Raw genomic sequence first — 13,200 nt, 5'->3', positions numbered from 1 at the left:
GCGACCGACATTCCGCTGCCGTCACTGAATCCGTGGGGTTTCCACAACGCCGTGGACGCCCGCCGAGAGTCGACGCGATACTGTGCCGCATGCCCCACCCCCGCTATCCCACCCTGCTGTCACCGGTGCGCATCGGCAGCCGCACCCTGCCCAACCGCGCCATCATGGGTTCGATGCACCTCGGCCTCGAGGAGGCGCCGGGCGGCTTCGAGCGCATGGCTGCGTTCTACGCCGAACGGGTACGCGGAGGCATCGGCCTGATCGTGACCGGCGGCGTCTCCCCCAACGGCGAAGGACGTCTGACTGAGCACGGCGCGGTGCTCTCCGATGACGACGAGCTGCTCGAGCAGCACCGTCTCGTCGCCGACGCGGTCCACGCCGAGGGCGGGCTGATCCTGCTCCAGTTGCTGCACGCCGGGCGGTACGCCGCGCACGAAGAACTCGTCGGACCGAGCGCGATCCGTGCGCCCATCAATCGCTTCACGCCGCGCGAGCTGAGTGATGCCGACGTGCGCCGCACGGTCGGCGACTTCGCCCAAGCGGCTCGCCTCGCCGTGGCGGCTGGATACGACGGTGTCGAGATCATGGGCTCGGAGGGGTATCTGCTCAACGAGTTCCTCGCCGAGGCCACCAACGCTCGGGATGACGCGTGGGGAGGTGATGTCGATCGGCGGCGCACTTTCCCCCTTGCCGTGACCGCAGCGGTGCGCGACGCGATCGGCCCCGACGCACTGCTCTCGTACCGGGTCTCGCTCGCCGACCTCGTCCCCGGCGGCAGTGCCCTCGCAGACTCGCTCACCCTCGCTGCGCAGCTCGAAGGTCTGGGAGTCGACCTCTTCGTCACCGGAATCGGCTGGCATGAGGCGCGGATCCCGACGATTGCGACGAGCGTTCCGCGAGCCGCCTTCGCCTCATTCACACACGAACTCGCTGCCCGAGTCGGCGTGCCGGTCGCAGCATCGAATCGCATCAACACCCCCGAAACGGCCGAGCAACTGCTGACGCGCGGCGACGCCGAACTCGTCTCACTGGCCCGCCCCCTGCTCGCCGATGCGGCGTTCGTGCGCAAGGCCGAACGCGGCGACACCGACCTCGTCAACACCTGCATCGCCTGCAACCAGGCCTGCCTCGATCACATCTTCGCCGGCCGCATCGCAACCTGCCTCGTGAACCCCCGCGCGGGACGCGAAACCGAACTCGTGCTCACGCCCGTCAGCAGCGCCGCGACGACGACCCGCATCTCGACCACCGCCACGATCAGTAGCCCCGAGGGCGGCTCCGCGGCATCTCGCAAACGCGTCGCCGTCATCGGCGCGGGCCCGGCCGGGCTGGCCGCAGCGACCGCGGCCGCCGAACGCGGCCACGAGGTCGAGCTGTTCGAACAGCGCGATGAGATCGGCGGGCAGTTCGATCTGGCACGACGCATCCCCGGCAAGGAGGAGTTCTCGGAGACGCTGCGCTACTTCTCCGCCACGATCGAGCGCCTCGGCGTGCGGCTTCATCTCGGCCGGCAGGCGGATCCCGCAGACCTCGCGAGATCCGAGTTCGACGAGGTCATCGTGGCCACGGGAGTCGCACCCCGAGTGCCGGAGATCGCGGGCGTCGAGCTGCCGCATGTGGCCGACTACGCGCGAGTGCTGCGCGGCGAGCACTCAGTCGGCCAACGCATCGTGATTCTCGGTGCCGGCGGCATCGGCTTCGATGTCGCCGAGTTCCTCTCCCGCGCCCCCGGGCATCCGCCGGTCGAGCCAATCCAGTTCGCACGCGAGTGGGGCATCAGCGATGATCCTTCCGCAGCGGGCGCGCTCACCCGCCCACACTTCGCGGCGAGCCCGCGCAGCATCACCATGCTGCAGCGCAAGACCAGCCGGCCGGGGTCATCGCTCGGCCTCACGACCGGATGGATCCACCGCGCAGAAGTACAACGGCGCGGCGTCGAGGCGATCGCCGGAGTTCGCTACGACGAGATCGTGCCCGGCGGCATCCGCATCACCATCGACGGCGAGTCACGGCTGCTGCAGGCCGACACGATCGTGCTGTGCACGGGGCAGGAATCGGTGAACGGGCTTGCCGCGGCTCTCGAGGGGTTCGGGATCGCGCCGCGCGTGATCGGGGGCGCGCTGCTCGCGGGCGAACTCGATGCACAACGCGCGATCAGGCAGGGCACCGAGACCGCGGCCGCGCTGTAGACCCTCTCAGGAGCAGTCCGTAGGGTGTGGCCATGGGATTCGTGAAACGCACAGCACGGCTCGTCGGATGGGCGGGTCTCACCTCGGTCGGCGTACTCCACGCCATGTGGGGCGCGGGTTCGTCTTGGCCTGCGAAGAACCGGAAACAGCTGGGCAAGGCAGTCGTCGGCAGCGCGAAGGCGATGCCGAGCGCCGAAGCCGCCTGGGTCGTCTCCGGTGCAGCCTTCTCCGGCGCCGCAGTGGTTGCGGGCGGGCTCGGAGAGGGCCGCGTGGCAGTCGGACTCAGGCGAGTAATCGGGCTCCTGCTGCTCGTACGCGGCGCTGCCGGCGGAGAAGCCGCGTTGCGCACGCTCGGCCTCCCGGAAGGCGGCAAGCGCTTCAACGAACTGGATCGTCGGTTCTATCGACCGTTCTGCTCGACACTCGGGATCGCGGTGCTCATCGGCGCCCGCCGCTCCTAGCATCTCGGCGCGCCTGGTCCGCGAGCATCGCGTTGTAGGCTTCGAGCTCGGCGTCGCCCGAGCGATCGGCCGCGCGATCCTTCCGCTTCTGCTCCTTCGTGTCGCTGCGCGACCACTGCACCGCCACGATCAGCGCCAGCGCGAGCGTCGGAAGCTCACCGATGCCCCACGCGATGCCCCCGCCCGTCGCCTGATCTTCAAGCGGCGTCGCGCCCCACGTACGGCCCATTGCCCCGAACCAATCGGCGAGCATGAGTGCATCACCCGTCATGATCGTGACGCCGAAGAAGGCGTGCGAAGCCATGGTCGCGAAGAGCGTCACGATGCGCAGCGGGTAGGGGAATCGATACGGCACCGGGTCGATGCCGATCATTGACAGGGCGAAGAGGTACCCGGAGATGAGGAAGTGGATGATCATCCACTGATGCCCCAGGTGCTCGACCATCGCCCACCGGAACAGCGGCGTGAAGTAGAAGACCCACAGCGATCCGGCGAACACGACCGCCGCGACCGCAGGATGCGTGATGAGCTTCGAGTACGGCGTCTGCACTGCCCACAGCACCCACTCACGACCGCCCCACGAACCGTCCTCCCGCTTGTGCACCGCTCGCAGCAGCAGCGTGACGGGTGCACCCAGCACGAGCAGCAGCGGAATCAGCATCGTCAGCAGCATGTGACCCAGCATGTGCACGCTGAACATGTACTGCTCATACACGTTGAACGCGCCGTTCGTCGTATAGGCGAGCAGCGCGATACCGAGCAGCCAGGGGATGGTGCGCGCAATCGGCCAGCGATCCCCCCGCCGCGCGAGACGGATCACACCACCCAGATAGAACACCAGCCCGGCGACGCACACGAGTGTCCAGGCGAGATCGAACTTCCATGACGTGAAGTAGCCCGCGAAGTCGAGCTCCGGGGGCAGCGGATCACCGGTCAACCACTCCGCGGGCGACACCTGCCCGCCGCTCTCGCGCGCCGGCTCCAACGACTGCGGCGTCTCCGTACGCCCGAGCGCACCTGCGATACCGCTCGCGACTCCCATGATCGCGAGTTCGCAGACGGCAAGCCACGCGAACGCGCGCATCCCGACCAGGCGCCGCGCCGATCCGCCACCGCCCGCAGCAGCCTTACCGCTCCCGGCGCCAGAAGACTCAGAGATGCGCGGGATCAACCAGCTGCGCTGCAGCGCACCGAACACACCGAGCACGACGAGCGCCGCAGTCTTCAGCAGCACCAGCGTGCCGTAGCCGGTGCCGAAGAGCGCGTCGAGGGTGCCGATGCGCAGCCACGCGCTCACCACGCCAGACGAAGCGACGGCGACGAATGCGAGCAGCGCGAGCGTCGAGTAGCGGCGCGTGAGCACGGCGAGGCGATCCCGATCTGTCGAGGCCGCAAGCACCGCCAGCACCAGCAGACCGCCGAGCCAGACCGCCGCGCCCAACAGGTGCACGAGCAACGAGTTCACCGCTTGGGCATGCCCGGAGGCGCCGGCCGCATGGCCCTGCTGCGCGAGCGGCACAGTCGTCGCAAGACCCAGCACGAGCGCGACCAGCGTCATCCGGCGCTCTCGGATCGCAAAACAGAGCACGGTCGTGATGGCAGCGAGGAGCAACTCCAGCAGCCAGAGCGTGCCGAGCTCGATCTCCGTGACGAACTGGGCGAGGCCCGCCCCGAATGCCGCATCACCCGAGAACGGGAGGCCTGAAACATCGACATAGGTGAAGATGAGCGTCGCCGCAGCAGCCACCGTCAACAGCGCCGACGAGGCAGCCGCGAAATCCATGACGAAGCGGTACTCGCGTCGCGCATCGGACAGGGCCCACACGGCCATGACCAACGCGCCGATCAGGCCGGCGATCGCAATGTTGACCAGGGTGCGCGATGCCGGAATACCGTAACGCACCACGTCACCCGGATCGAGCAGCGTACGCTCATCGGCGGCACCACCCACGGCGAGCCCCACCAGAAGTGCCACGAGCGTCGCTGCGAGCAGCGCGGCGGGGGCGAGAATGCGCAGATATCGGGGCACCCAACCAGCCTACGCCCAGTGCGCTGAGGGGAAGGCGAACCCCCTCAAACAACACCACCCTCGGGGCGCCGAAGCGCCCCGAGGGTGGTGAACAGGAAGGCCGAAGCTTACTTGACGGCAGCCTTGAGCTTGCTGCCGACCGAGACCTTGACGCGCTTGCCAGCGGGGATCTCGATGGTGTCGCCGGTGCGCGGGTTGCGGCCGGTGCGAGCAGCGGTGGTCGCGCTCTCGAAGGAGAGCCAGCCGGGGATCGAAACCTTCTCGCCCGAAGCGACGGTCTCGGAGACGGCGGCGAAGAAGCCGTCGACAACGCTCGACACGGTGGCCTGGCTCTGGCCGGTCTCGGCGGCGATCTTCGCGATGAGCTCAGTCTTGTTGAGTGACATGTTGGTCCTTCCGGGCGTCGGGCAACGGCCGCTGGCGCCTGATCGAATACAGGTGCCTCCCCGCGAACGAGGAAGCGATCGGTTGATCGAGTACGAATCTATCTCACATCGGCAGAATGATGCCGATTTACTGCAGATTTTCCTCACTCTGGCCCTGAAATTCGCCCTCAGAGAACGCTGCAGGCCCGGAAAACGCGAAACGGGCGCGGTTCCCGAAGGATCCACGCCCGTTTCTGACGACAGAAGTCGATGAGTGGCGGCTTACCAGCTCGACTTGGTGATGCCGGGCAGCTCGCCACGGTGCGCCATGTCGCGGAAACGCACACGCGACACGCCGTACTTCGACAGCACACCGCGGGGGCGGCCGTCGATGACGTCGCGGCTGCGCACGCGCACCGGCGAAGCGTCACGGGGAAGCTTCTGCAGGCCGACGCGGGCGGCCTCGCGGCTCTCGTCGGTCCCGTTCGGGTCCACGAGGGCCTTCTTCAGCTCGGCGCGGCGCTCGGCGTAGCGGGCGACGACCTCCTGGCGCTGCTTGTTCTTCGCAATCATGCTCTTCTTTGCCATGATTAGCGCTCCTCTCGGAAGTCGACGTGCTTGCGGACCACCGGGTCGTACTTCTTGAGCACGAGACGGTCGGGGGTGTTGCGACGGTTCTTCTTGGTCACGTAGGTGAACCCGGTACCTGCCGTCGACTTGAGCTTGATGATCGGACGGACGTCCTGCTGCTTTGCCATTAGAGCTTCACCCCGCGCTTCTGGAGGTCGGCGACCACGGCCTCGATGCCACGAGCATCGATGACCTTGATGCCCTTAGCCGACAGGGTGAGGGTCACCTTGCGGCCGAGCGAGGGCACGAAGTAGGCCTTCTTCTGGATGTTGGGATCGAACCGACGCTTGGTGCGGCGGTGCGAGTGCGAAATGTTGTGTCCGAAGCCGGGAACGGCTCCGGTCACCTGGCACACTGCTGCCATGGTGTTTCCTCTCATACCGTGAGACCGGACGGCCTCACCCAAGATTTCTTGTCTGCAGGATCCTGCCGTTTGCGGCGCATTCGACAGTTCGGTTGTTGGATCCCGCGGTCTGGGCGCTGGGACGGCGCACAGCCAGGGATCGATCTTAGCTCAGGATCGCGGATCGTCACAAGCCGGGCGTGTCGCGGCCCGGCAGCCCTGCGTGCCCGGATCCCCGGCGCCTGCCACTCGCCGGCGCCTACTGCCGCTCGCCGGTGCTTACGGCTGCCTCCTGATCGTCGGCGCGCTCGGCACCGCCGATCCTGCCCTTCGTGAGCCTGTTCATGATCAGCGCGATCGCCCCGTCCCCCGTGACGTTGGTCGCGGTGCCGAAGCTGTCGAGCGCGATGTAGGTCGCGAACATGAGGCCGACCTCGACCTGGCCGAAGCCGAGCATCTGGGTCAGCAGACCGGCCGCCGCCGCGATCGCACCGCCGGGCACGCCGGGAGCCGCCACCATCATCACGCCGAGCATCAGGATGAAGGGGACGTACGCGCCGAACGAGACATCGCCGCCGCTGAGCAGCAGGATCGCGATCGAGAAGCAGGTGATCTTCACCATCGATCCGGAGAGGTGGATCGTCGCCCCCAGCGGCACGACGAAGCCGGCGACCGAATCGCTCACCCCCAGCTTGCGCACAGATGCCAGGGTGACCGGGATGGTCGCGGCCGACGACGAGGTGCCGAGCGCGGTGAAGTACGCGTCGCGCATCCCCCACAGCGCCGAGAACGGGTTCCGGCGCGCGACAAGTCCTGCCGTCGAGTACTGCAGGATCAATACCGCGAACGTCAGCGCGAACGACACGACCACGACGAGCAGGAAGGTCTCGAGCACTTCGGCGACAGCGCCGCTGTGCGAAAGATCCATGAAGATGCCGAAGATGAAGAGCGGCAGGGCAGGGACGACGACCCGGCGGATCAGCGCCTCGACGATCGTGCGGAACTCGACCGCGGCGCGCAGCATGACGGAGTTCTTGATCGAGGCCAGGCCGATCCCGAGCACGAACGCGAGCACCAGAGCCGTCATCACGTCGAGGAACGGCATGAGCACGATCTCAGTCGCGCCCTCGCCAGGAGCATTGACGACCGCGAAGTAGGGCGAGAAATGCGTGTCACCGCCACCGATCTGGCTGAGCCCGCCGCCCGAGAGCGACGGCGCCAGCGCCCAACGGCTGACACCGTAGGCCAAGAGACCTGCAACGATGGTCGAACCGTAGGCGAAGACAGCGGTGATGCCGAGCCACTTCCCCGCCCCGCGGCCGAGCTCCGCGATCGCGGGAGTCACGAGCCCCGCGATGATCAACGGCACGACGAACCCGAGGAACCCGGAGAAGATCGAGTTGTACGTCATGAAGCCGTTGCCCAGCCAATCGGGCATGAACGGGCCGGTCACGATGCCGAGAACGATGGCGATGATGATCCAGCCGAGCAGCGGGATCCTGCGAAGAATGTCCATGGGTGCTTTCTGTCGTCGGACGCGCGCTCTGTCGAGCAGCGCGAATCGAACGTAGGCGCTCGTACGGACTCGCCGACGACGCAAACCGTCTCATCGTAGGTGATCGACAGCAAGCGCGTCGACGCGGGCCGAGCCGCGGGGTTCCGAGCCTCGGGGTTCCGCGCCTCGGGGTTCCGAGTTTCGGATTGCCGACCCACGGGGTTCCGAGTTTCGGGTTGCTATGCCTCGCCGTGCCGACCCACGTGCGTGAACCGAGTCGTGCGTCACCGCACGGCGACGACCAACAGCGTCTCGTTGCGCGCGGGGTCCCCTCCCGGCTCAGGTTCCGTCAGGTACTGCTCCCAGGCGAGACCTATCGGCTCGAGATCCTCCGCCTCCACCCAATTGAGGAGGTGCTCGTAGGCGGCGCTGAGCCGGGCATAGTCGCCGCGCACCAGCATGCGCGCTGCCCGCCCGGCAGGGATCGTCTCGGGCTGCACCTCTCCATCCGACTCGAAGGGCGCGGCCAGCGGCACGGCGGCTGCGAGATCGAGCGTCTCGTCGGGCTCGCCGCGCGTGACCCCCATCGGAGGCCCGGCGACCTGCGCACCCGCGCGCTGAACGGCGGCGAAGATCTCGGGAAACGCCCGGTCGAAGAGCGCCGGAATCTCGCTGAGCGCGACCCTGGCCCGGATCACCGCGAGGTGCTGCTCATCGAGCTCGACGAGCTCCGGGGTGTCGAACGACTCCTGGTTCATGTCTTCGCTCCTTCGCGTACATACGACCGGCCGCCAGCGCCGTAGGCAGGAATGCCGCGGCCATCAGTGCTCCGGGGTGCGGCCAGTGTACGGGGGAATCCATTGAATTGGGCGCCCGCCTGTGACCGATCAGTTCCGCGACCGATCAGGCGGCTCCGCAAGTGACCAGCCAGGTCCGCGACCGATCAGCCTCGCGAATGGCCGATCAGGTCCGTAGCCAATCAGCTCGGTGGCCAATCAGCTCGGTGGCCAATCAGCTCGGTGGCCAATCAGCTCCGAGGCACAGGAGGCCCGAGCCAGAGCAGCACGAGGAACACCACCGTCACCGCAACCACGAACACGAGCAGCGCCGCAAGCGGGCGCCGCAATATCTGGGCCTGCAGACGCTCGAGGAGGCCGTGCGGCTGATTCCCGCCGGGAGCCAATCGCCAGCCACCGGAGAGCAGGCCGCGGCGATCCGCCACGATCTCGAACGGCAGCGTCGCAAACGGCACCACCGACGAAGCGAGACCGATGAGCCCGACCGCTGGCCGCCAGCGCTGATTCACCCAGACGAATACGGTCACCCCGCAATAGGCGAGGAAGACGAATCCATGCACACCGCCCGCGGGCGCGACCGCGGCCTCGGTCACGCCGGTACCGCGCAGGATCAGGGCGGCGATGAGCCCGGCCCAAGTGATGACCTCGGCGATAGCGAAGGTGCGGAAGAGGACGCGTGGGCTCATGGCCACCACAGTATCGGCGACGCGCTGAGCATTTGGCCGGATCTGCGGATCTGATCGGCTCAGCGCGCGAGTCGGCCCGCATGCGCCTGCTCCAAGAGTCATGCATGCGCCAGGCAGCGCGCATCGGACCGGGCGAGGGTAGAAAGACTCATGAATAACTCGGCCTAAGCGTGAGTTTTTCGACCCTCGGCAGTGCTCCGGGCACAGGGCACAGGGCACAGGGCACAGGGCACAGGGCACAGGGCACAGGACTCAGGACTCAGGACTCAGGGCTCAGGGCTCAGGGCTCAGACAGGGCACAGCACAACTCAGGTCACAGGTCAGATCACAGACCACAGGCCACAGCGACGCACACCGGGTGCGTCGCGCATAGGGTGGAGAAATGGCAGGCACGAGCGCGGCACCCGGCGAAACGTCACCAGAAGAAGAGACGCCAGTGGATCCGGCTCCAGAGAATCCGACGCCACAGCCTCCAGCGCCGCCACAGCCTGCAGCCATCAGGTACGTCGCGATCGGCGACAGCTTCACCGAGGGCGTGGGCGATGAACGGTCCGATGGCTCGGTGCGGGGCTGGGCGGATCTCGTGGCGCAGGGCATCGCCGACGCGGTGGGCGCACCGATCGAGTACGCGAACCTCGCGATTCGCGGCCGTCTGCTCGCTCCGATCATCGCCGAGCAGCTCGAACCCGCGCTCGCGCTCGGCCCTACGCTGGTGAGCTTCAACGGCGGCGGCAACGACATGCTGCGCCCGAGAACCGATCTCGCGTGGATCGGCGCCGAGACCGAGCAGGCATTGCGCAGGATCCGTGAGACCGGCGCAGAGCCGCTGCTGCTCGCCGGCCCGAATCCCACGGCGGGATTGCCGCGCGGCGAACGCGTGCGCTTGAAGGGCGACGCACTCGTCGGTTTGGCGCGAGGGATCGCCGGGCGTCTCGATATCCGCTTCGTCGATAACTGGAACGACGCCGAACTGCCGCAGCGGCAGTACTGGGCGCCCGACCGCTTGCACCTCGCGCCGGTCGGGCATCACCGCGTCGCGGCGAACGTGCTTCGCACCCTGGGATATCCCGTGCCGAACGACTGGGCGACCGACGCCCGGCCGATCGCTCCTCCGACGCGCCGAGAGCAGCTCGCCTACACGCGCGAGCACGTGGTGCCCTGGATGCAACGCAGGATCACGGGTCGCTCGAGCGGTGACGGACGTTCCGCGAAACACCCGGAGTGGGTCCGCGTGGAACCGCGGGCCGGGTAGCGGGCATGACCTGAGCCGCCGAAGCACTTCCAACGCCGGAGCACTTCAAACACCGGAGCACCTCAAACGCGGAAGTGCCTCTTGCGCACGGGAGCACCCGATCATCGCGGAGATTTCGATGTGGGGCGGTGCGGAAGATGGTCTTCGACCAACGTACTGACACGAACGCGGTGACTACACTCGATGTGATCACAGCCGATCTGATGAGGAGAGCACGTGACCCAGACCCCACTCGACGGAACTCACGTCACGGGAAACCCCGGCACCGGCAGCCACGTCGCGGGAACCGGCACCACCGCCACCGCAGGCACCACCATCTCCGCAGGGACCGATGAGATTCTCGTCGTCGGCGCTCGCGAGCACAACCTCGCCGACGTGACCGTCGCGGTGCCCCACGGCAAACTCGTCGCGATCTGCGGTGTGTCAGGATCGGGCAAGTCGTCTCTCGCCTTCGACACCATCTATGCGGAGGCGCAGCGTCGCTACCTCGAGTCGGTCTCCCCGTTCACCCGTCACCTGCTCGGCACGGTCTCGGCGCCGCAGGTCGACCGCATCACGGGGCTCCCCGCGGCGATCGCGGTAAAGCAGCTCGTGACCACCCCGCCCGAGCATTCCAGCGTCGGCACGCTGTCGCAGGTGAGCGATCTGCTGCGGGTGCTGTTCTCGCGCATCGGCACCTACCCGGAGGGGCAGAGTCGACTGCTCGCGTCGGCGTTCTCGCCGAACACCGTCGAGGGGGCGTGCAAGACGTGTTCGGCAAAGGGCACGATTCACGACATCGACATCGAGGCCACCGTGCCCGATGATTCCCTCTCGATCAAAGACGGCGCGATCGCGGGCTGGCCGCGCGGCTGGGTCGGCCTCAACTTCAAGCGCGTGACCGAGTTGCTCGGCTACGACGTCGATTCGCCGTGGCGCGATCTGCCGCAAGCCGACCGCGACTGGCTCTTGCTGACCGACGAGATGCCCACTGTGACGGTGCGCCCGGGTGACGCCGGTCGCCCCGAAGACGCGAGCCGCCCGTACGAGGGTCAGTTCCGCAGCGCGCGCCGCTACCTGCTCGACACTGTCGTGAAGGGCAGCAGCGCCAGTGCTCGCGAGCGCGCCCAGCTGTTCTTGAGCGATGAGCCGTGCCCCGACTGCCATGGCGCGAAGATCACGAAGACTGCGCTCGCGGTGACGATCGGCGGAGAGAACATCGCCGAGGTGTCGCACCGGAGTCTGGCCGACATGGCGCGCTTCATCCGCGCCACTGTGGAGGAGGCGGTTGCCGCCGAGCAGGCCGACGAGCGGGCGTCGGCCGGGCACGACGGGGGCACTCGGGCGAGCGCCGCGAAGCACGAGGCCGCCGAACTGCTGCTCGCCGAGCTCGACAAGCGCGTCAGCGTCATCGACTCACTCGGGGTCGGCTACTTGGCGCCGAATCGTTCCGCGGCGACCCTGTCCCCGGGAGAGCTCCAGCGTTTGCGCCTCGCAGCACATCTGCACAGCGGTCTGCACGGCATGCTCTATGTCTTCGACGAACTGTCGACAGGGCTGCACCCGGCCGACACCGACCACCTCTTCACCTTCATCGAGCAGCTGCGCGACGCCGGCAACACGGTCGTGCTGGTCGAGCACGAGATGGAGACGGTGCGCCGCTGCGACTGGGTCATCGAGCTCGGCCCGGGCGGCGGTGCCCGCGGGGGGCGCGTGATGTTTGCGGGATCGGTCGCCGACGCACTTGCGGGCGGCGGCGCCACCTCCGCGGAGGAGGACGGGGTCGAAGGCGGCAGCACGACGGCCGACCGCCTGCGCAACGCACCCCCGGAGTCGCCGTGGCGCGAGCCGCGGGACTTCGACGAGTGGGCCCGCGTCGAAGGGCTCTCCGTCAATAACCTCGCCGATGCCGCCATCGACTTTCCCCGCGGCGCGCTCACGACGGTCACGGGCGTGTCGGGGTCCGGGAAGAGTTCACTGCTGCGATCCGTCGCCACGCTCGTCGCGTCAGCCGGTGCGACCTCGCTGCTCGACGACGATGAGGAGCAAGCGGCGGCCGATGCGGCCGAACGACGCGCGCTCTCGGCAGCAACAGCGACGGGTCTCGACGGGTTCAAGCGCGTCGTCAGCTTCGATCAGACCGCGATCGGGCGCACACCGCGCTCGGTGATCGCCACGTACCTCGGCATCTTCGACAAGTTCCGCGCGCTGTTCGCGAAGACACCGGAGGCGAAGGCGCGCCGATACTCGGCCTCGCGCTTCTCGTTCAACACGGCGAACGGACGCTGCCCTCGCTGCGAGGGACGCGGCGTCATCACCATCGATCTCGTGCATCTGCCGGCGTCGAGCGGTACCTGCCCCGAGTGCGACGGCAAGCGCTTCACCCCTGACACACTCGAGATCACCGTCGATGGCTACACGATCTCAGACGTGCTCGACCTCTCGATCGACGATGCGGCCGTCATCTTCGCGGAAAAGCTGGGGGCGGCCGACCACTTCGAGGCGCTGCAGCGGGTGGGCCTCGGTGGGCTGCTGCTCGGCCAGTCGACGTCGACGCTGTCGGGCGGGGAGGCGCAGCGGCTGAGGCTCGCTGCGGCGTTGCGGGCACGTCGTTCGAAGGATCGCTCGCTGTTCATTCTCGACGAGCCCACGAACGGCCTGCATCCGAGCGATGCGCGGGTGCTCGGCGAGCTGTTCCGTCAGATCGTCGACGAGGGCGGCACGGTGCTCATGGCTGACCACAACATGGAGCTGGCTGCGGCTTCCGACTGGCTCATCGATCTCGGCCCGGGAGCGGGCCCCGATGGTGGCCGGGTCGAGGCGCAGGGAACTCCTCGAGAGGTCGCGTCCGCCGGCTCCGGTCTCACGGCGAAGGTGCTGGACGAGCGCTTCGGAGCGTAGGCAGAGGCACTCACCCGACTTCTCGGCGGGGTCCGGCGCTCCCGGATCAGCATGTCGCCATGCGATCAGCACT

12 protein-coding genes are annotated in these 13,200 nt (G+C 67.8%); 4 read left to right on the top strand and 8 right to left on the bottom strand.

What is annotated here, in order from left to right; translation table 11 throughout:
• The first annotated feature begins 89 nt into the window (after positions 1–89).
• Entirely contained in the window at positions 90–2,189 is a 2,100-nt protein-coding gene (locus tag ACUYV6_RS01320) for an oxidoreductase (RefSeq protein ID WP_449276845.1), read from the top strand.
• Positions 2,190–2,221: 32 nt separating this feature from the next.
• On the top strand, positions 2,222–2,650 hold the full coding sequence (locus ACUYV6_RS01315; protein ID WP_449276844.1) for a DUF3995 domain-containing protein: 429 nt from the start codon (positions 2,222–2,224) through the stop codon (positions 2,648–2,650).
• On the opposite strand, the gene ACUYV6_RS01310 is transcribed toward ACUYV6_RS01315, so the two are convergent.
• The 8 genes from ACUYV6_RS01310 to ACUYV6_RS01275 form a co-directional block, all read right to left on the bottom strand.
• Complete coding sequence (locus tag ACUYV6_RS01310; protein ID WP_449276843.1) at positions 2,628–4,679, bottom strand: cytochrome c oxidase assembly protein; 2,052 nt, start codon at positions 4,677–4,679, stop codon at positions 2,628–2,630. The two genes, ACUYV6_RS01315 and ACUYV6_RS01310, sit on opposite strands and share 23 nt — an antisense overlap.
• A 107-nt stretch (positions 4,680–4,786) precedes the next feature.
• On the bottom strand, positions 4,787–5,065 hold the full coding sequence (locus tag ACUYV6_RS01305) for an HU family DNA-binding protein (RefSeq protein WP_449276842.1): 279 nt from the start codon (positions 5,063–5,065) through the stop codon (positions 4,787–4,789).
• Between the two features lie 261 nt (positions 5,066–5,326).
• Positions 5,327–5,632: a 30S ribosomal protein S14 gene (gene rpsN, locus ACUYV6_RS01300; RefSeq protein ID WP_449276841.1), complete on the bottom strand. Its 306-nt coding sequence runs from the start codon at positions 5,630–5,632 to the stop codon at positions 5,327–5,329.
• A 2-nt stretch (positions 5,633–5,634) separates the two neighbouring features.
• The gene (gene rpmG, locus ACUYV6_RS01295; protein ID WP_449276840.1) at positions 5,635–5,802 is read right to left on the bottom strand and encodes a 50S ribosomal protein L33; all 168 of its coding nucleotides are present in this window, start codon (positions 5,800–5,802) and stop codon (positions 5,635–5,637) included.
• On the bottom strand, positions 5,802–6,038 hold the full coding sequence (gene rpmB, locus ACUYV6_RS01290; RefSeq protein WP_449276839.1) for a 50S ribosomal protein L28: 237 nt from the start codon (positions 6,036–6,038) through the stop codon (positions 5,802–5,804). The genes rpmG and rpmB overlap by 1 nt, the downstream gene beginning before the upstream one ends.
• A 238-nt stretch (positions 6,039–6,276) precedes the next feature.
• Entirely contained in the window at positions 6,277–7,533 is a 1,257-nt protein-coding gene (locus tag ACUYV6_RS01285; RefSeq protein ID WP_449276838.1) for a dicarboxylate/amino acid:cation symporter, read from the bottom strand.
• A 263-nt stretch (positions 7,534–7,796) separates the two neighbouring features.
• Entirely contained in the window at positions 7,797–8,270 is a 474-nt protein-coding gene (locus ACUYV6_RS01280) for a GyrI-like domain-containing protein (protein ID WP_449276837.1), read from the bottom strand.
• Between the two features lie 269 nt (positions 8,271–8,539).
• Positions 8,540–8,995 carry a DUF3817 domain-containing protein gene (locus ACUYV6_RS01275; protein WP_449276836.1) on the bottom strand — a complete coding sequence of 152 codons (456 nt, stop codon included), beginning with the start codon at positions 8,993–8,995 and terminating at the stop codon, positions 8,540–8,542.
• 382 nt (positions 8,996–9,377) lie between these two features.
• Here ACUYV6_RS01275 and ACUYV6_RS01270 point away from each other — a divergent pair, with 382 nt between their 5' ends.
• A complete protein-coding gene (locus tag ACUYV6_RS01270; protein ID WP_449276835.1) occupies positions 9,378–10,247 on the top strand; it encodes an SGNH/GDSL hydrolase family protein in 870 nt (289 codons plus the stop codon).
• Between the two features lie 216 nt (positions 10,248–10,463).
• Entirely contained in the window at positions 10,464–13,127 is a 2,664-nt protein-coding gene (locus tag ACUYV6_RS01265) for an ABC transporter (RefSeq protein ID WP_449276834.1), read from the top strand.
• Positions 13,128–13,200: the final 73 nt, after the last annotated feature.

This window comes from Leucobacter sp. GX24907 (genome assembly GCF_053567335.1).
The sequence above is the reverse complement of the archived record's forward strand: the minus strand, read 5'-3'. Positions and strand labels throughout refer to the sequence as shown.

Bases quoted from the DNA above. Each gene is read 5' to 3' on its own strand.
- rpmG (WP_449276840.1), bottom strand. From the start codon at position 5,802: ATGGCAAAGCAGCAGGACGTCCGTCCGATCATCAAGCTCAAGTCGACG.
- ACUYV6_RS01285 (WP_449276838.1), bottom strand. From the start codon at position 7,533: ATGGACATTCTTCGCAGGATCCCGCTGCTCGGCTGGATCATCATCGCC.
- ACUYV6_RS01315 (WP_449276844.1), top strand. From the start codon at position 2,222: ATGGGATTCGTGAAACGCACAGCACGGCTCGTCGGATGGGCGGGTCTC.
- rpsN (WP_449276841.1), bottom strand. From the start codon at position 5,632: ATGGCAAAGAAGAGCATGATTGCGAAGAACAAGCAGCGCCAGGAGGTC.
- ACUYV6_RS01270 (WP_449276835.1), top strand. From the start codon at position 9,378: ATGGCAGGCACGAGCGCGGCACCCGGCGAAACGTCACCAGAAGAAGAG.
- ACUYV6_RS01275 (WP_449276836.1), bottom strand. From the start codon at position 8,995: ATGAGCCCACGCGTCCTCTTCCGCACCTTCGCTATCGCCGAGGTCATC.
- rpmB (WP_449276839.1), bottom strand. From the start codon at position 6,038: ATGGCAGCAGTGTGCCAGGTGACCGGAGCCGTTCCCGGCTTCGGACAC.
- ACUYV6_RS01305 (WP_449276842.1), bottom strand. From the start codon at position 5,065: ATGTCACTCAACAAGACTGAGCTCATCGCGAAGATCGCCGCCGAGACC.
- ACUYV6_RS01280 (WP_449276837.1), bottom strand. From the start codon at position 8,270: ATGAACCAGGAGTCGTTCGACACCCCGGAGCTCGTCGAGCTCGATGAG.
- ACUYV6_RS01320 (WP_449276845.1), top strand. From the start codon at position 90: ATGCCCCACCCCCGCTATCCCACCCTGCTGTCACCGGTGCGCATCGGC.